General features: G+C 70.3%; 11 protein-coding genes. All 11 read left to right on the top strand.

The features are described 5' to 3' along the window. The first annotated feature begins 2 nt into the window (after positions 1–2). Entirely contained in the window at positions 3–368 is a 366-nt protein-coding gene (hisI, locus tag AOM06_RS12605) for a phosphoribosyl-AMP cyclohydrolase (RefSeq protein WP_062306994.1), read from the top strand. Next, a complete protein-coding gene (locus AOM06_RS12600; RefSeq protein WP_062306990.1) occupies positions 365–1,915 on the top strand; it encodes an anthranilate synthase component I in 1,551 nt (516 codons plus the stop codon). The genes hisI and AOM06_RS12600 overlap by 4 nt, the downstream gene beginning before the upstream one ends. Positions 1,916–1,950: 35 nt before the next feature. Continuing rightward, positions 1,951–2,187 carry an HGxxPAAW family protein gene (locus tag AOM06_RS12595; RefSeq protein ID WP_062306986.1) on the top strand — a complete coding sequence of 79 codons (237 nt, stop codon included), beginning with the start codon at positions 1,951–1,953 and terminating at the stop codon, positions 2,185–2,187. A gap of 77 nt (positions 2,188–2,264) precedes the next feature. Further along, positions 2,265–3,074, top strand: a complete 810-nt coding sequence (gene trpC, locus AOM06_RS12590) for an indole-3-glycerol phosphate synthase TrpC (RefSeq protein ID WP_062306981.1) — start codon at positions 2,265–2,267, stop codon at positions 3,072–3,074. Further along, a complete protein-coding gene (gene trpB / locus AOM06_RS12585) occupies positions 3,071–4,285 on the top strand; it encodes a tryptophan synthase subunit beta (protein WP_062306977.1) in 1,215 nt (404 codons plus the stop codon). The genes trpC and trpB overlap by 4 nt, the downstream gene beginning before the upstream one ends. Further along, positions 4,282–5,070, top strand: coding sequence for a tryptophan synthase subunit alpha (trpA, locus tag AOM06_RS12580; RefSeq protein ID WP_062306972.1), 789 nt, complete (start codon positions 4,282–4,284; stop codon positions 5,068–5,070). Before trpB ends, trpA begins: the two co-directional genes overlap by 4 nt. After that, positions 5,067–5,996 carry a prolipoprotein diacylglyceryl transferase gene (gene lgt / locus AOM06_RS12575; RefSeq protein ID WP_062306968.1) on the top strand — a complete coding sequence of 310 codons (930 nt, stop codon included), beginning with the start codon at positions 5,067–5,069 and terminating at the stop codon, positions 5,994–5,996. Before trpA ends, lgt begins: the two co-directional genes overlap by 4 nt. 122 nt (positions 5,997–6,118) lie before the next feature. Beyond that, positions 6,119–10,654, top strand: coding sequence for a glutamate synthase large subunit (gltB, locus tag AOM06_RS12570; RefSeq protein ID WP_062306961.1), 4,536 nt, complete (start codon positions 6,119–6,121; stop codon positions 10,652–10,654). Continuing rightward, on the top strand, positions 10,647–12,113 hold the full coding sequence (locus AOM06_RS12565) for a glutamate synthase subunit beta (protein WP_062306958.1): 1,467 nt from the start codon (positions 10,647–10,649) through the stop codon (positions 12,111–12,113). Before gltB ends, AOM06_RS12565 begins: the two co-directional genes overlap by 8 nt. A gap of 18 nt (positions 12,114–12,131) precedes the next feature. Beyond that, a complete protein-coding gene (pyk, locus tag AOM06_RS12560) occupies positions 12,132–13,550 on the top strand; it encodes a pyruvate kinase (RefSeq protein WP_062306954.1) in 1,419 nt (472 codons plus the stop codon). Positions 13,551–14,000: 450 nt separating this feature from the next. Next, entirely contained in the window at positions 14,001–18,989 is a 4,989-nt protein-coding gene (locus AOM06_RS14625) for an alpha-L-arabinofuranosidase family protein (protein WP_169747765.1), read from the top strand. Positions 18,990–19,026 lie beyond the last annotated feature (37 nt).

Here is a 19,026-nt window from a genome sequence, read left to right as displayed (position 1 = left end):
GCATGCCTCTCGACGCGGACATCGCAGCGCGCCTCAAGCGCGACCCGAACGGCCTCGTGTGCGCCGTGGTTCAGCAGCACGACACCCGTGAGGTCCTCATGGTGGCGTGGATGAACGACGACGCCCTCCACGAGACCCTCACCTCGGGGCGCGCGGTCTACTGGAGCCGGTCCAGGAGCGAGCTGTGGCGCAAGGGCGACACCTCGGGCAACGTCCAGCGCGTGGTGCGCGCGAGCCTCGACTGCGACGGCGACGCGCTGCTGCTCGAGGTGGACCAGCAGGGTCCGGCCTGCCACACGGGCACGCGCACGTGCTTCGAGGCCGGGGGAGACCTCGGCGCGGTCGACGGCCTGGGAGCGCAGGCATGACCCAGGCACCGCGGATCGAGTGGGGCCAGACCTGGCCGTCGCTCGAGGGCTTCGTCGAGATCGGCGCGTCGCACCGTGTGGTGCCCGTGGTCCGGCGCCTGCTCGCCGACTCCCTCACGCCGGTGGCCGTCTACCAGGCTCTCGCGCAGGAGCGCCCCGGCACCTTCATCCTCGAGTCCGCCGAGCCCGACGGGTCGCGCGCCCGCTGGTCCTTCGTGGGCGTCCACAGCCGCGCGATGCTCACGGTGGACGGGGACGATGCGCGGTGGAGCGGGGACGTGCCCGTGGGCCTCGCGGACGGGGCGCCCCTGGACGCCATCCGCCAGGTGCTCGCCGAGATGCGCTCGGAGGCCATCGAGGGCCTGCCGCCCCTCACGGGTGGCATGGTGGGCGTGCTCGGCTGGGACATCATCCGCCAGTGGGAGCCCACGCTGCCCATGAAGGCGCCGCGCGAGCTCGACGTGCCGGACGTGCTGCTGCTGCTCGCCACCGACATCGCGGCCATCGACCACCGCGACGGCTCGGTGTGGCTCATCGCCAACGCGGTGAACGCCGATGCCCAGGAGACGGGCATCGAGAACGCGTACGAGGATGCCGTGGCGCGCCTGGACCGCATGCAGCGTGCGCTCGCCAACGCGACCACCGGCCCTGTCTCGATCCTCACCGACGGCGAGGAGCCCGCAGTCACCCAGCGCAGCGCGCCGGGGGAGTACGAGAAGGCGGTCGAGTTCGCCAAGGAGGCGATCCGCGACGGCGAGGTGTTCCAGATGGTGCCCTCGCAGCGCTTCGACGTGCCGTGCGAGGCGAGCCCGCTCGAGGTCTACCGCGTGCTGCGCACGCTCAACCCGAGCCCGTACATGTACTACTTCCAGCTCGAGGACGATCAGGGTCGCGAGTTCGCGGTGGTGGGTGCGAGCCCCGAGTCGCTGTGCACCGTCAAGGACGGCCGCGCGTCGACGTTCCCCATCGCCGGCTCGCGTCCGCGCGGCGCGACGCCCGCCGAGGACAAGCGCCTCCAGGAGGAGCTGCTCGCCGATCCCAAGGAGCTCGCCGAGCACGTCATGCTCGTCGACCTCGCGCGCAACGACCTGGTCAAGGTCTGCGAGCCCACCTCGGTCGAGGTGGTCGAGTTCATGGTGGTCAACCGCTACTCGCACATCATGCACATCTGCTCGACGGTGGTGGGCGAGGTCGAGCCTCAGCACACCGCGCTCGACGTCTTCACCGCGGTCTTCCCCGCGGGCACGCTCTCGGGCGCGCCGAAGCCGCGCGCCATCGCGCTCATCGACGAGATCGAGCCGACGCGACGCGCGTTCTACGGCGGTGCGGTCGGCTACTTCGACTTCGCCGGCAACATGGACACCGCCATCGCGATCCGCACCGCGCTCATCGAGGACGGCACCGCGCACGTCCAGGCCGGCGCGGGCATCGTCGCCGACTCGGTCCCCGAGACCGAGGCGGCGGAGACCCGCCACAAGGCGGCCGCGCTCATCCGCGCGATCGCCACGGCATCGCGCCTGGAGCCCGCCCCGGCTTCGCTAGACTGACGCGCACTTCACCTTAAGTCCCCAAGGAGAACCCCATGTCGAGCGTGCACCTCGAGCCGCAGGACCTTCCCGACATCGCCCCGCACAACCACGGCAAGACCACCGCCGCGTGGGTGACCAACTGGGGCCTCGTGCTCGCGGCGCTGCTCGCGTCCGTGGGGATCGCGATCCCGGTGCACGCGCTGACGTTCGCCGGCATCGGCGTCGCCGTGGTGGCGCTCGCTGCGGGCGCCGCGCTGCGTGCGCTGGGCCACGGCCAGCCGCTCTCGTGAGGTTGCCCGCCGTGCGCCTCGGCCGTCAGAGCCGACCCACGCCCGGCGGTACAGTGGGCGTTATGGGTGGGAGCGGCGTGAGCGTACTTGACAGCATCGTCTCAGGAGTCCTGGAGGACCTCGAGGTCCGCAAGGAGCTGACGACCATGGACGCGCTCAAGGAGCGCGCCGCACGGCTGCCCGAGGCGCTCGACGCCCGGGCGATCCTCGCGCAGGACGAGGTCGGCATCATCGCCGAGGTCAAGCGCTCGAGCCCGTCCAAGGGCGAGCTCGCGGACATCACCGATCCCGCGCTCCTCGCCACCGAGTACGCGGCGGGCGGCGCCTCCGTCATCTCGGTCCTCACCGAGCAGCGCCGCTTCAACGGCTCGCTCCAGGACCTCGACGAGGTCCGCGCGAAGGTCGACGTGCCGATCCTGCGCAAGGACTTCATCGTCACCCCGTACCAGGTGTGGGAGGCGCGCGCGCACGGCGCGGACGTGGTCCTGCTCATCGTCGCCGCGCTCGAGCAGCTCGCGCTCGAGAGCCTCATCGAGCGGGTGCACTCGCTCGGGATGCTCGCGCTCGTCGAGGTGCACGACGAGGAGGAGGTCAAGCGGGCCGCCGACGCGGGCGCGACCGTGATCGGCGTCAACGCGCGCAACCTCCGCACGCTCGAGGTGGACCGCAACACGTTCGCGCGGGTCGCCCCGACCATCCCCGACGGGATCCTGCGCATCGCCGAGTCCGGCGTGCGCGACAGCCACGACGTGGTGCAGTACGCACGTCAGGGCGCCGATGCGGTGCTCGTGGGCGAGGCCCTGGTCAAGGACCGGGACCCGCGCGCGACGGTGGCCGAGATGGTCGCCGCCGGCGCCCACCCCGCGCTGCGGTCGGTCCGTCCGTGACGGGCTCGCTCCAGGAGGCCCCCGGGCCGTACTTCGGGGAGTTCGGCGGGAGGTTCGTCCCCGAGGCGCTCATGGCGGCGCTCGACGAGCTCACGGACGCCTACGACAAGGCGCGCATCGACCCCGAGTTCACGCGTGAGCTGGAGCGCCTCGCGCGTGAGTACACGGGACGCCCGAGCATCATCACCGAGGTGCCGCGCTTCGCGGCGCACTGCGGCGGCGCGCGCGTCCTCCTCAAGCGCGAGGACCTCAACCACACCGGCTCGCACAAGATCAACAACGTGCTGGGACAGGCGCTGCTGACCAAGCGCCTGGGCAAGTCGCGCGTCATCGCGGAGACCGGGGCCGGCCAGCACGGCGTCGCGACCGCGACCGCGGCGGCCCTCATGGGCCTCGAGTGCGTGATCTACATGGGCGAGGAGGACACCGAGCGGCAGTCCCTCAACGTCGCCCGCATGCGCCTGCTCGGCGCCGAGGTGATCCCCGTCGCGACGGGCACGCGCACGCTGCGCGACGCGATCAACGAGGCGTTCCGCGACTGGGTCGCCAACGTCGAGACCACCAACTACGTGTTCGGCACCGCCGCCGGACCGCACCCGTTCCCCGCGATGGTGCGCGACTTCCAGCGCGTCATCTCCGTCGAGTCCCGCGCGCAGATGCTCGAGCTCGGCGGGCTGCCGGACGCGGTCCTCGCCTGCGTCGGCGGCGGCTCCAACGCGATCGGCTCCTTCGACGCCTTCCTGGACGATGCGGGCGTGCGCCTCATCGGCTGCGAGGCCGCGGGCGACGGGGTCGAGACGGGCCGCCACGCCGCGACGCTCACCGGCGGGCGCCCCGGCATCCTCCACGGCTCGATGTCGTACATCCTGCAGGACGAGGACGGCCAGACGCAGCCCTCGCATTCCATCTCGGCGGGGCTGGACTACCCGGGCGTGGGCCCCGAGCACACCTGGCTGTCCTCGATCGGCCGCGCGGAGTACTGGCCCGTGACGGACGCGGAGGCGATGGAGGCGTTCCGCCTCCTCACCCGCACCGAGGGCATCCTGCCCGCGATCGAGTCCGCGCACGCGCTCGCCGGCGCGATCCGCCTGGGCCGCGAGCTCGGCCCCGGGTCGACGCTGCTGGTGACGCTGTCCGGGCGCGGCGACAAGGACGTGGAGCAGGCCGCGCGGTGGTTCGAGATGCTCCCCGAGGGCGAGGGAGACGCGTGAGCGCGCTTGCTGAGGTGTTCGACGCGTGCCAGGCGGAGGGACGCGTTCCGCTCGTCGGGTACCTGCCGGTCGGCTACCCCGACGTGCCGACGTCCCTCGCCGCGATGCGTGTGCTCGTCGAGGCGGGCTGCGACATCGTCGAGATCGGCCCGCCGTACTCGGACCCGGTCCTCGACGGCCCCGTGATCCAGCACGCCGCCGCGAAGGCGCTCGAGGGCGGGGTCAAGGTGGACGATGCGTTCGCCGCGGTGCGCGCCGTGGCCGAGGCCGGCGCGGTGCCCGTGGTGATGAGCTACGCCAACCTCATGCTGCAGCGCGGCTGGTCGCGCTTCGCGGCCGATCTCAAGGCCGCCGGGGGAGCGGGCGTCATCACGCCTGACCTCACGCCGGACGCCGCGCCCGAGTGGGTCGAGGCGGCACGCGAGGAGGGGGTCGACACGATCTTCCTGGTGGCGCCGTCCACCACCCGCGAGCGCATGAGGCTCACGTGCGACGCCTCGACCGGCTTCGTCTACGCGACGCCGCTCATGGGCGTCACCGGCGAGCGCGCGGCGCTCGGCGACGCCGCGCAGCGCGTGGTGAGCGAGGCCCGCGCGGCCGGCGCCGCACGCGTGTGCATCGGCGTGGGGGTCTCGACGGGCGCGCAGGCCACCGAGATCGCCGGATTCGCCGACGGTGTCATCGTCGGCACTGCCTTTGTTCGCGCGCTCGGCGACGAGGGCGACCTCGAGCGCCTCCGTGCCAAGGTGACCGAGCTCGCCGAGGGGGTGCGCGCGGCCCGATGATCCTGTCGTTCCCCAGCCCGCCTCCCGAGTGGAGCGCGTTCAGCATCGGCCCTCTCACCATCCACGCCTACGCGCTGTGGATCCTGCTCGGCATCTTCGTGGCGCTGTGGCTCACGTCCCGCCGCTGGGTCGAGCGCGGCGGCGACCCCGAGGTCGTCTGGGACATCGCCTTCTGGGCGATCCCGTTCGGCATCCTCGGCGGGCGGATCTACCACGTCATCACCACGCCCGCCCCGTACTGGGGCCCGGACGGGAACCCGTGGGACGCCCTCAAGATCTGGGAGGGCGGCCTCGGCATCTGGGGCGCCGTCGCGCTCGGCGCGCTGGGTGCCTGGATCGGCGCGCGCCGCGCGGGTGCCAGCTTCACGGCCTTCGCCGACTCCGCCGCCCCCGGTGTGCTCATCGCGCAGGCGATCGGACGCATGGGCAACTACTTCAACCAGGAGCTCTTCGGGCGCCCCACGGACCTGCCGTGGGCGCTGGAGATCGACCCGGGCTTCCGTCCTGAGGGCTACGAGCAGTTCGCGACCTTCCACCCGACGTTCCTGTACGAGCTGCTGTGGAACCTCGCGGGTGCGGCGCTCATCATCTATCTGGACAAGAAGCTCGACCTGCGCGGCGGGCGTGTGTTCTGGCTCTACGTCATGGTCTACGTGTCCGGCCGCCTGTGGATCGAGCACGTCCGCATCGACGACGCGGTGCACATCGCGGGCCTGCGCATCAACGAGTGGGTGTCGCTCATCGCCCTGGCCGGTTCGACGCTCGCGTTCGTGGCCCTAGGATTGCGTCAACGCAAGGCTGCCGTGCGACCGGATCGGTCGCAGCTCGCGGCACGTGTCCCGCACCCTGAGGGCGCCGCCTTGACCGACGACGACGAGCCGTCCCATGTCGCCGACACCCCCGGCGACGGCCCCGAGCGGGGCTAGGAAGGGGTTTTCCCGTCGGTGGGCGTTCGCGATAGGCTGAACGCCCGTGTCAACACCGGGTCGAAGGCGCCCCGAAATCTACGAATGTCCCCGTGTGCGCGGGGACGCTTAAGGACGGTGTGATGGTCGCGCATCTTGGCGCTCCCCAGCCCGCAGCGGGGCTCTACGACCCCGCGTACGAGCATGACGCGTGCGGTGTCGCCTTCGTGGCTACCCTGCGCGGCACGGCAGGTCGGGACATCGTCGATGCGGGCCTCACCGCGCTCAAGAACCTGGAGCACCGCGGTGCCGTGGGCGCCGAGACGGAGACCGGCGACGGCGCGGGGCTGCTCACGCAGGTGCCCGACGCGTTCCTGCGCGAGGTCGCAGGCTTCGAGCTGCCCGCCGCCGGCGAGTACGCCGTGGGCATCGCGTTCCTCACGCCCGGCCGCGAGGCCGCCGAGGTCTCGGCGGTCGAGCGCGCGGCGCAGATCGAGGGCGTGCGCGTCATCGGGTGGCGCGACGTGCCGGTGAACCCCGAGCCGCTCGGCCCGAGCGCGCGGGGCGCGATGCCGACCTTCCGGCAGGTGTTCCTCGCGGCCGACGGGCAGTCGGGCATCGAGCTCGACCGTCGGGCCTATCGCGTGCGCAAGCGCGCGGAGAACAACGGCGGGCCCTTCTTCGCCTCGCTGTCGAGCCGCACCCTCACCTACAAGGGCATGCTCACCACGTATCAGCTCGAGCAGGTGTTCCCGGATGTCCTGCACCCGCTGTTCGCCTCCGAGCTGGCGCTGGTCCACTCGCGCTTCTCGACCAACACGTTCCCCTCGTGGCCGCTCGCGCAGCCGCTGCGCGGCATCGCGCACAACGGCGAGATCAACACCGTGCGCGGCAACCGCAACTGGATGGCGGCGCGGGAGGGCATGCTCAAGTCCGAGCTGCTCGGCGACATGGCGCCGCTCATGCCCGTGTGCACGCCGAGCGCCTCCGACACCGCCTCGTTCGACGAGGTCCTCGAGCTGCTGCACCTGGGCGGCCGTCCCATCCACCACGCGCTGCTCATGATGATCCCCGAGGCGTGGCAGAACAACGAGTCGATGGACCCGGCCCGTCGCGCGTTCTACGAGTACCACTCGGCGCTCATGGAGCCGTGGGACGGTCCCGCCGCGCTGCACTTCACCGACGGCACCGTCATCGGCGCGACGCTCGACCGCAACGGGCTGCGCCCCGGGCGCTTCTGGGTGACCGACGACGGCCTCGTCGTGTGCGGCTCGGAGGCGGGCCTGCTCGACATCGACCCGGCGAAGGTGGTCCGCAAGGGCCGCCTGCAGCCCGGCCGCATGTTCCTGGTCGACACCCGCGAGGGCCGCATCGTCGAGGACGAGGAGATCAAGTCCGCCCTCGCCTCCGAGCAGCCCTACGAGACGTGGGTCGCGGACAACGCGATCCGCCTGTCCGAGGTGCCGGACCGCGAGCACATCTCGCACTCGGCGCGCTCGGTGCAGCGCCGTCAGCGCGCGTTCGGCTACACCGAGGAGGAGCTCAAGATCCTGCTCGGCCCCATGGCGAAGGAGGGCATCGAGCCCATCGGCGCGATGGGCTCCGACACCCCGATCGCGGTGCTGTCGCAGCGCCCGCGGCTCCTGTTCGACTACTTCGTCCAGATGTTCGCGCAGGTCACGAACCCGCCGCTCGACGCCATCCGCGAGGAGATCGTCACCGCCACCGGTGGCGCGCTGGGCCCCGAGCCCAACCTCCTGGACGCGACCCCCGAGCACGCGCGCAAGATCATCATCGACTTCCCGGTGATCGACAACGACGAGCTCGCGAAGATCCTCCACATCGACCGCGACCCCAAGCGCCGCGGCATGTTCTCGGCGCGCAAGATCCGCGGCCTCTACCCGGTCAAGGGCGGTGCCGAGGCCCTGGACGCGCGCCTCGCGGAGATCTTCCGCGAGGTGGACGAGGCCATCGAGGACGGCGTGTCCTTCCTGGTGCTGTCCGACCGCGACTCGAACCCCGACCTCGCGCCCATCCCGTCGCTGCTGCTGACCTCCGCGGTGCACCACTACCTGGTGCGCACCCACCGTCGCACCCAGCTGTCGATGGTCGTCGAGGCCGGAGACGTGCGCGAGGTGCACCACGTCGCGCTGCTCATCGGCTACGGCGCGGGCTGCGTCAACCCGTACCTCGCGATGGAGACGGTCGAGGACCTCACCAAGCGCGGGTACCTGGGCGACATCACGCCGGCGCAGGCGACCTACAACCTCATCAAGGCGCTCGGCAAGGGCGTGCTGAAGATCATGTCCAAGATGGGCATCTCCACCATGGCGTCCTACCGCGGCGCGCAGGTGTTCGAGGCGATCGGCCTGTCGAAGGAGCTGGTCGACCTCCACTTCAACGGCACCCCGTCCCAGATCGACGGCGTCGGCCTCGACGTCATCGCTGCCGAGGTCGAGGCGCGGCACGCCGACGCGTACCCCGCATCGGGCGAGCTGCCCCCGCACCAGACGCTGCGCACCGGCGGCGAGTACCAGTGGCGCCGCGACGGCGAGGAGCACCTGTTCGACCCCGAGACGGTCTTCAAGCTCCAGCACTCCACCCGCACGCGCCAGTACGACGTGTTCCAGCAGTACACGGACCGCGTCGACCACCAGTCCAAGCGCGCGATGACCCTGCGCGGGCTGCTCGAGTTCAACTCGGGCCGCACGCCGGTGGACATCGACGAGGTCGAGAGCGTCAGCGAGATCGTCAAGCGCTTCAACACCGGCGCGATGTCCTACGGCTCGATCTCGCAGGAGGCTCACGAGACGCTCGCGATCGCGATGAACCGCCTGGGCGGCAAGTCGAACACGGGTGAGGGCGGCGAGTCCGTGGACCGCCTCTACGACCCCGAGCGTCGCAGCGCGATCAAGCAGATCGCCTCGGGCCGCTTCGGCGTCACCAGCGAGTACCTGGTCAACGCCGACGACATCCAGATCAAGCTCGCGCAGGGCGCCAAGCCCGGCGAGGGCGGTCAGCTGCCGGGCAACAAGGTGTACCCGTGGGTCGCTCAGACGCGTCACTCGACGCCGGGCGTGGGGCTCATCTCCCCGCCGCCTCACCACGACATCTACTCGATCGAGGACCTCAAGCAGCTGATTCACGACGCCAAGAACGCGAACCCGAAGGCGCGCGTCCACGTCAAGCTCGTGGCCGAGGTCGGCGTGGGCACCATCGCGGCCGGCGTCGCGAAGTGCAAGTCGGATGTGGTGCTCATCTCCGGCCACGACGGCGGCACGGGCGCGAGCCCGCTCAACTCGCTCAAGCACGCGGGCGCCCCGTGGGAGATCGGCTTGGCCGACACGCAGCAGACGCTCGTGCTCAACGACCTGCGGGACCGCATCGTGGTCCAGGTGGACGGCCAGCTCAAGACCGGTCGCGACGTGGTCGTGGCGGCGCTCCTGGGAGCGGAGGAGTTCGGCTTCGCGACCGCGCCGCTCGTGGTCTCGGGCTGCATCATGATGCGCGTGTGCCACCTGGACACCTGCCCGGTCGGCGTGGCGACGCAGAACCCGGAGCTGCGGTCGCGGTTCTCGGGCAAGCCCGAGTTCGTCGAGACGTTCTTCGAGTTCATCGCGCAGCAGGTCCGCGAGCACCTCGCGGCGCTCGGATTCCGCTCGATCGCGGAGGCCGTGGGTCACGTCGAGGCGCTCGAGACCCGCGCCGCGATCGACCACTGGAAGGCGCAGGGGCTCGACCTCACGCCGGTGCTCGCGCGCCCCAAGGAGGGTGCCGCGCTGCTCAACTCGACCACGCAGGACCACGGCCTCGACGCCGCGCTCGACAACGAGCTCATCGCCGCGGCCGAGCCCGCTCTCGAGCGCGGCGAGCCGGTGCGCATCTCGCGCGAGGTCCGCAACATCAACCGCACGGTCGGGACGATGCTCGGCTACGAGGTCACGCGCCGCTACCGGGGCGCCGGTCTCGAGGACGACACGATCGACGTCACCTTCACGGGCAGCGCGGGCCAGTCGTTCGGCGCGTTCGTCCCGCGCGGCATCACGCTGCGCCTCGAGGGCGACACCAACGACTACGTGGCGAAGGGCCTGTCCGGCGGCCGCGTCATCGTGCGCCCGGCGCGCGAGTCGATGCTCGACGAGACCCGCGACGTCATCGCGGGCAACGTGGTCGGCTACGGCGCGACCGGCGGCGAGATCCTCCTGCGCGGCCAGGTGGGCGAGCGCTTCCTGGTGCGCAACTCGGGCGCGACCGCGGTGGTCTCGGGCGTGGGCGACCACGGTCTCGAGTACATGACCGGCGGCACCGCGGTGATCCTCGGCCGCACCGGTCGCAACCTCGGTGCGGGCATGTCGGGCGGCACGGCGTATGTGCTCGATCTCCGGCCCGAGCGCGTCAACGCGCAGGCCATCGCCTCGGGCGAGCTCACGCTGAGCGCGCTCGACGCCGAGGACCAGGTGATCGTCCGCACGCTGATCGAGCGGTTCGAGCACGAGACCCAGTCGCCGGTGGCGCGCGAGCTGCTCGCCGACTGGGGCATGACGGTGGCGCGCTTCACGCGCGTCCTGCCGGCACAGTACGCACGCGTCCGTGAGGCGCTGGCCGAGCTCGATGCGAAGGGCGGGGACCTCTCCGCTCCCGGCGCGTGGGCCGAGTTCCTGGAGGTGACGGGTGGCTGACCCGCGTGGATTCCTGAAGGTTCGCGATCGCGAGGTCCCCGCGTATCGCCCCGTCCCGGTGCGCCTGCGCGACTGGGCGGAGGTCAAGGACGAGCTGGGTCGCGACGAGGTGGTGCTCAAGCGCCAGGCGGGCCGCTGCATGGACTGCGGCATCCCGTTCTGCCACCAGGGCTGCCCGCTGGGCAACCTCATCCCCGAGTGGAACGACCTCGTGTGGCGCGGCCAGTACGCCGATGCGATCGAGCGCCTGCACGCGACCAACAACTTCCCGGAGTTCACGGGCCGGATCTGCCCGGCGCCGTGCGAGACGTCGTGTGTGCTGGGCATCAACCAGCCCGCGGTGACCATCAAGAACGTCGAGGTCGAGATCATCGAGCACGCGTTCGAGGACGGCAACGTCACGCCCCACATCGCGCAGCGGCACACCGGCAAGACGGTCGCCGTGGTCGGCTCCGGCCCCGCGGGCCTGGCGGCCGCGCAGCAGCTCACGCGCGCCGGGCACACCGTCGCGGTGTACGAGAAGGACGACCGCGTGGGCGGCCTGCTGCGCTACGGCGTGCCGGACTTCAAGATGGAGAAGCACGTCATCGACCGTCGCGTCGTCCAGATGGAGCGCGAGGGCACGCGCTTCCGCACGGGCATCACCATCGGCGAGGACATCACGTGGGACGACCTGCGCGCGCGCTACGACGCGGTTCTCATCGCGACCGGCGCCCCGGTGCCGCGCGACCTTCCGCTGCCGGGACGCGAGCTGGACGGCATCCACTTCGCGATGCCGTACCTGTACCAGGGCAACCAGGTGGTGGCGGGCGAGGACGTTGCGGACCAGATCCACGCGGACGGCAAGCACGTCATCGTGATCGGTGGCGGCGACACCGGCTCGGACTGCATCGGCACGGCCCTGCGCCAGGGCGCGGCGAGCGTCACGACCCTCGCGATCGGCAAGAAGCCGCCGACGGATCGCCCGTCGAGCCAGCCCTGGCCCACCGACCCCCGCCTGTTCGAGGTGTCCTCGAGCCACGAGGAGGGCGGCGAGCGCGACTATCTCGCCTCGACGGTGGAGTTCATCGGTGATGACAATGGTCACGTGACAGCGCTCAAGGTTGCCGTGACGCAGTACAACGCCGACGGCTCTCGCACCCCCACGCCGGGGACCGAGCGGGAGATCCCGGCGGACCTTGTGCTCATCGCGATGGGCTTCACTGGGCCTGAGGTCACGAACCTGCAGGCACAGTCGCAAGTAGCGTTGACCCCGCGCGCTCAGATCGAGCGGGCGCACAACTACGCGACCACCCAGGACGGTGTGTTCGTGGCCGGCGATGCCGGTCGCGGCGCCTCGCTCGTGGTCTGGGCGATCGCGGAAGGCCGGGCGGCTGCGGCCGCCATCGATGAATACTTGACAGGGAGCACCGAGCTCCCGGCGCCGGTGACGGCGCACACAACGGCGCTTCGCGCCTGAATACCAAGGTTGGAGAACATGCGTAACGCGAAGATTGTCTGCACGATCGGACCGGCCACCGCGCCGATCGACCAGATGCGCAAGCTCGTGGGGGCGGGCATGGACGTCGCCCGTATCAACCGCAGCCACGGCTCCGCCGAGGAGCACGAGCAGGTCTACCGCAACATCCGTCAGGCCGCGGAGGAGACCGGCCGCAACGTCGCCGTCCTCGTCGACCTCCAGGGTCCGAAGATCCGTCTCGAGAAGTTCGCGAACGGCCCGCACGACCTCGCGGTGGACGACGTGTTCACCATCACCACGCGTGACGTCGAGGGCACCAAGGACATCTGCGGCACCACGTTCAAGGGCCTCCCGGGCGACTGCAACCCCGGCGACACGCTCCTCATCGACGACGGCAAGGTGCGCCTCGAGGTGACCGATGTCACCGACACCGACGTGGTGACCAAGGTCGTCGTGCCGGGCCCCGTGTCGAACAACAAGGGCATCAACCTGCCCGGCGTCGCGGTCTCCGTGCCGGCGATGTCGGACAAGGACGAGGCGGACCTGCGCTGGGGCCTCAAGCTCGGCGCCGACTTCATCGCGCTGTCGTTCGTGCGCAACGCGGCGGACTACGAGGACGTCGCCCGCATCATGAATGAGGAGGGCCGCACGGTCCCCGTCATCGCCAAGGTGGAGAAGCCGCAGGCGGTCGAGAACCTCGCCGAGATCGTCGACGCGTTCGACGGCGTCATGGTCGCCCGCGGCGACCTGGGCGTCGAGCTCCCGCTCGAGGAGGTGCCGCTGGTCCAGAAGCGCGCCATCGAGCTGTGCCGCTCGCAGGCCAAGCCGGTCATCGTCGCCACGCAGGTGCTCGAGTCGATGACGCACTCGCCGGTCCCGACGCGTGCCGAGACCTCGGACTGCGCGAACGCGATCCTCGACGGCACCGACGCGGTCATGCTCTCGGGCGAGACCTCGGTCGGTGACTACCCGATCGTCACGGTCGAGACGATGGCCCGCATCGTCAAGAACACCGAGGAGAAGGGCTACTCGCGCATCGCGCCGTACCTGTCGACGCCGCACACCCGCGGTGGCGCCATCACGCACGCGGCCGCCGAGATCGCCGAGAACCTCGACATCAAGTACATCGTCACGTTCACCCAGTCGGGCGACTCGGCGCTGCGCATGTCGCGCCTGCGCCCGTCGACCCCGATGATCGCCTTCACCCCGTCGGCCGACACGCAGAAGCGCCTCGCGCTCTCGTGGGGCATCCAGGCGGAGCTCGTGGAGCGTGTCGAGTCGACCGACGAGATGGTGAACCTGGTGGACGGCTACCTGAAGTCCTCGGGTCGCGCGGTCGACGGCGAGTACGTGGTCGTCGTCTCGGGCACCCCGGTGGGCGTTCCCGGCACCACGAACTCGATCTTCGTGCACAAGGTCGGCCAGGTGCGCGGCTAAGCGCCAGCGCCCCTAAGCGAGGGCCCCGTCGGCTTCGGCCGGCGGGGCCCTTCGCCGTCCCGTGGGGCGGATGAGCCTCCGAGCGGGGTCGAAACGATCCGAGCGGCAGAAGTCTTCTACAACGATTGACAAAGCGGGCGAAACCTCGCAAGGATGCGTAACTGTGTGAACGCGCACAATTCGCGAACCCCCACCCCTACACAGTCGTCGGGGATCAGTGGAGCGGCGAAAGTGAGCGATCACATACGCAAGTCCGGGTGGCCAACCATCCGGGTACGGGCGGATGTCGAGCGTCAAGGAGGACGTGGGCATGGACGATGCGCGGCGGGAGACCCTGCGTAGCGGCGCATGCGCGGCAGACGGCCCGTCGAGGCGACCCCTCAGCCGACGGCAGGGCGCGCGAAGATGCGCGCCCGCGGCCGTGCATCCCACCTCAGGAGGAGAAGACAGATGACAGCCATCATCGGGGAGCGGCGCCGCGCGACGGCGCTGCTCACGGCGGCGGTGATCGCGGCGTTCGTGATCACTCTCAGCTATCCCGCGAGCCCGGCGCGCGCGGCGGTATCCGCGACGCTGCTCGCGCAGTACGACTTCTCCGCGAGCGACGGCACCACGGTGCCGGACGCGAGCGGCAACGGCAACGACGCCGTGATCCAGGGCGCCGGCGCGAGCCTCGACGGCGATGTGCTCACGCTGCCCGGCGGCGCGAGCGGCAGCGGCGCGGCCTACGTCGAGATGCCGACCGGCATGTTCGACGGCCAGGACACCCTCACCATCAACACCTGGCTGCGCAACGAGACCGGGACCGGCTACTACGCCGCCATGTTCTTCGGCACCACCGAGACCCTGCCCAGCCAGTACTGGCTCCTCAACCCGGCGACGCCCACCGAGGGTCGATTCAAGACCGTCGTGACCGGCAGCCTCGACGCCGCCGCCCCGTGGTGGACCGAGGTGGGGATCAGCCCGACCGACGCGGCCAAGGGCATCGCGGGGCCGGTGACCACGGCCGACTGGCAGATGTACACCACGGTCATCACCCCGACCTCGATCACCGGCTACCTCGACGGCGAGAAGGTCGGCACGGTCGCCACCTCGCGCACCGTGAGCGACTTCGGCACGGACCTGGTCGGGTACATCGGTCGCTCGTCCTACCCCGACATGTTCTACGCGGGCGGCGTCCGCGACGTCGCGATCTACACCGAGGCGCTCTCCGACGCCCAGGTGTCGGAGCTCTACCTGGGAGACCTCACCGACGAGGAGGCCGTCGCGGCCGACCTCGCCGCGCTGACCATCCCGAACCTCGACGACGTCCGCGGCAACATCACGCTCGCGTCCGCCGGGGCGAACGGCTCGGCGATCACCTGGGAGTCCTCGGACGAGTCCGTCATCACCGCCACCGGCGAGGTGACGCGTCCCGCGACCGGCGCATCCGCGGTCTCCGTGGAGCTCACGGCCACGGTCGCCAAGGGCGACGTCACGGACACGAAGGTGCTCACCGCCACGGTGGTGCCGCTGCCCGAGGCCGCCGACTACGAGGGCTACTTCTTCCCGTACTTCGAGGGTGAGAGCACCACCGTCGGCGAGGAGATCTACTTCGCGACGAGCGTAGGCGACGACCCGACGAGCTGGAAGGAGCTCAACAACGCGGAGTCGGTGCTCCGGTCGACCATGGGCGAGGAGGGCGTCCGGGACCCGTTCATCATTCGCTCGCCCGAGGGTGACCGCTTCTACATGCTGTCGACGGACCTCAACATGTTCGACCGCTACGGCAGCTACGACTTCGGCACCGCGCAGGAGACGGGCAGCCGTCGCCTCAACGTGTGGGAGTCGGACGACCTGGTGACGTGGAGCGCGCAGCGGTCCATCACCGTGTCGAGCGACCTCGCGGGCAACACGTGGGCCCCTGAGGCGTTCTTCGACGCCGACGCGGGGGAGTACGTCGTCTACTGGGCGTCGAACCTCTACGAGACCTCCGACACGACGTCGCGCGACTACACCACCACCTACAACCGCATGATGTACGTCACCACGCGCGACTTCGTGACGTTCACCGAGCCGCAGGTGTGGGTCGACGTCAAGCGTGGCACCGGTCGCGGCATGATCGACGCGACCGTGGTCGAGGACGGCGGGACCTACTACCGCTTCATCAAGGACGAGGCCACGTTCGACATCCGCCAGGAGCGCTCGACCGACCTGACCGCGACCGTGTCCGGCACCCTTCCCACGGAGGACTCCGAGGGCTGGCAGCTGGTCAAGGAGCACATCGGCGTGGGCGAGCCCAACCCATGGGGCGGCACGTTCACGCAGGGCGAGGGCCCCACCGTGTTCGAGGACAACGAGCAGCCCGGCCACTGGTACATGCTGATCGACCAGCCGAGCTACCACGGCGGCGAGGGCTACATGCTGTTCGAGACCGACGACATCGCCTCGGGCGACTGGACGTCGATCCCGTCGGCCCAGCTCCCGTCGAGCGCGCGTCACGGCACCGTGCTGCCCATCACGGCGGACGAGCAGGCGGCGCTGCTGGCCGCCTACCCGGACGACGAGCCCGCGGAGTACACCATCACGGTGGACGATGCGGCGACGGGCGCGGAGATCTCCGACAGCATGTACGGCGTGTTCTTCGAGGACATCAACTGGGCGGCCGACGGCGGGCTCTACGCGGAGCTCGTGCGGAACCGGTCCTTCGAGTTCCTGCCCATCGACAACTCGTCGTACACCGGCATGACCGCGTGGTCGACCACGGCCACCGGCGACGGCGCGGGCACGGCTGCCACCGTGAACGACGACGAGCGCCTCAACGAGCGCAACCGCACGTACCTGCAGGTCGAGCTCGACAACCCCGACGGGGGTACGTACGGGGTGCGCAACGGCGGCTTCGACGGCGTCGCCCTGAAGGAGGGCGACCTGTACGACTTCTCCGTGTTCGCCCGCACCACCGCGGAGGCCGGCACACCGCTGGCGGTGTCCCTGGTGTCCGCGGACGGGACGGCACTGTCCGACACGCTCGAGCTCACCGTCGGCGACGACGGTTGGGCCAAGTACGAGGGCGTGCTCACCGCCTCGGCCACCACCACGTCCGGACGTCTCGACGTCCAGGCGGGCGGCACGGGGACGCTGCGGCTCGACATGGTCTCGCTGTTCCCCGAGGACACCTACAAGGGCCGCACCAACGGCCTGCGCAAGGACCTCGCGGAGAAGATCGAGGCGCTCGACCCCGGCTTCATCCGGTTCCCCGGCGGCTGCATCGTCAACGTCGACAGCCACCAGGACTACTCCGAGGACTCGGACTACGAGCGCTCGCGCTCGTATCAGTGGAAGGACACCGTCGGCCCTGTCGAGGAGCGGGCGACGAACACCAACTTCTGGGGCTACAACCAGTCCTACGGCTTGGGGTACTTCGAGTACTTCCAGTTCGCGGAGGACATCGGCGCCATGGCGGTGCCGGTGGTGCCGGCGCTCATGAACGGCTGCGGCCAGTCGCTGCGGTCCGGCGAGTGGGACAACCAGGAGCTGCTCGACCGGCACATCCAGGACGCGCTCGACCTCATCGAGTTCGCCCGCGGCGACGTCACCACCGAGTGGGGTGCGCTGCGTGCGGAGATGGGCCACCCGGAGCCGTTCTTCCTCGACCGCCTCGAGGTGGGCAACGAGGAGAACTACCCGGTGGAGTTCATCGCGAACTTCGTGCAGTTCCGGGACGCGATCCAGGCGGTCTACCCGGACGTCATGGTGATCAGCAACTCGGGTCCGGACGACCAGGGCTTCGCGTTCGACCTCCACTGGGAGCAGAACGTCGCGGCCGGGGTCGACATGGTCGACGAGCACTACTACAACAGCCCGAACTGGTTCCTTCAGAACAACGATCGCTACGACTCGTACGACCGTGAGGGTCCGCTGGTCTGGGTCGGCGAGTACGCCTCGCTCGACAACCGCTGGTTCAACGCGCTGTCGGAGGCCGCCTACATGACGGGTCTCGAGCGCAACGCCGACGTGGTGCAGATGGCGTCCTACGCGCCGCTGCTCGCGAACGCGAGCCACTACCAGTGGTCGCCCGACATGATCTGGTTCGACAACGACGAGTCGTGGGGCTCGGCCGACTACGAGGTTCAGAAGCTCTTCATGAACAACGTCGGCGACCGGGTGATCCCGACCGACGCCACCGGCGATGTCATCGAGCCGACCCCGGTCGGCGGCACCGTCGGCCTGTCCACCTGGGCGACCGCGGCCAGCTACGACGACGTCGTGGTGACCGACCCCGACGGCAACGTCATCTTCGAGGACGACTTCGAGGACGGCGACGCCGACGGCTGGACCTCCCTCGCGGGCATCGGCTCGTGGGCGGTGCAGGACGGCGCCTACGTCCAGTCGAGCACCAGCGCGCTCAACACGCTGGTCTCGGCGCCGTCGTTCGAGGCCGAGGAGTACGACCTCAACCTCAAGGCCACCAAGATCTCCGGCGCCGAGGGCTTCCTCATCGGCTTCGGGGTCAAGGACTCGGGCAACTTCTACTGGTGGAACCTCGGCGGGTGGAACAACACCCGTCAGGTCATCGAGAAGGCGACCAACGGCGCGAAGGAGACCTTGTTCGCGCAGGAGGGCCGCAGCGTCGAGACCGGTCACGAGTACGACATCACCATCTCGGTCAGGGGCACCCACGTGGACCTCTACCTCGATGGCGTGCTCGAGGGCTCGTTCGACGACGACGCGGTGACCGAGCCGTTCGCCCAGGTCCTCACCGAGGACGATGCGACCGGTGACCTCATCCTCAAGGTCGTGAACGCGCAGCGCCGCGCCGCGACCACGCAGATCGACCTCGGGGAGCGGTTCGTGGCCTCCGAGGCCGAGATGACGCAGATCGTCGCCAAGCAGGCGGCGGTCAACACGCGGGTCTCGACCCCAGTCAAGCCCGAGACCACCACGGTCGACGGCATCGCGTCGCAGTTCGAGTGGACGTTCCCGGGCAACTCGGTGACGTTCCTGCGGATCAGCACCGCGAAGGTCACGGGCTTCGCCCCGCCCGTCGACATGCGCGACGTCAACGTCGTGCAGGCAGGCAGCGCGGTCCCGCTGAAGTTCTCCGCGGAGCTCGCCGGCGAGGCGGTCACCGATCCGGAGCAGGTGCGGGTCGCGGTCGCGGAGATGGAGTGCGGCGCGGACCCGTCCGAGGCGGGCGACGGCGTGGTCGTCGACTCGTCCCGGATCCGGTACGACCAGCGCTCCGGGCAGTTCGTCTACATCTGGAAGACGGACAAGAAGGAGGCCGGCACCTGCTACGCCGTCACCGCGACGGTGGCGGGAGCGCCGGCATCGACCGGGGTCACCGCGACCTTCGAGCTGCGTGCCAAGGGCTGGGACAAGCCGAACCCGTGCCCCGCGCATCGGCCGGGGGAGGAGCCCAAGGCGACCAAGGCGAAGGCGGTGAAGACCACGGCCTGATCCCTGGGCGATGACGAGAGGCCCCGTCGGCGGATGC

This window comes from Demequina subtropica (assembly GCF_000971235.1).
GTDB classification, from domain to species: domain Bacteria; phylum Actinomycetota; class Actinomycetes; order Actinomycetales; family Demequinaceae; genus Demequina; species Demequina subtropica.
The sequence above is the reverse complement of the archived record's forward strand: the minus strand, read 5'-3'. Positions and strand labels throughout refer to the sequence as shown.

Excerpts from the sequence above, each read along its gene's own strand:
- AOM06_RS12595 (WP_062306986.1), top strand. The coding sequence starts at position 1,951 with ATGTCGAGCGTGCACCTCGAGCCGCAGGACCTTCCCGACATCGCCCCG.
- hisI (WP_062306994.1), top strand. The coding sequence starts at position 3 with ATGCCTCTCGACGCGGACATCGCAGCGCGCCTCAAGCGCGACCCGAAC.
- gltB (WP_062306961.1), top strand. The coding sequence starts at position 6,119 with ATGGTCGCGCATCTTGGCGCTCCCCAGCCCGCAGCGGGGCTCTACGAC.
- AOM06_RS12600 (WP_062306990.1), top strand. The coding sequence starts at position 365 with ATGACCCAGGCACCGCGGATCGAGTGGGGCCAGACCTGGCCGTCGCTC.
- lgt (WP_062306968.1), top strand. The coding sequence starts at position 5,067 with ATGATCCTGTCGTTCCCCAGCCCGCCTCCCGAGTGGAGCGCGTTCAGC.
- pyk (WP_062306954.1), top strand. The coding sequence starts at position 12,132 with ATGCGTAACGCGAAGATTGTCTGCACGATCGGACCGGCCACCGCGCCG.
- AOM06_RS14625 (WP_169747765.1), top strand. The coding sequence starts at position 14,001 with ATGACAGCCATCATCGGGGAGCGGCGCCGCGCGACGGCGCTGCTCACG.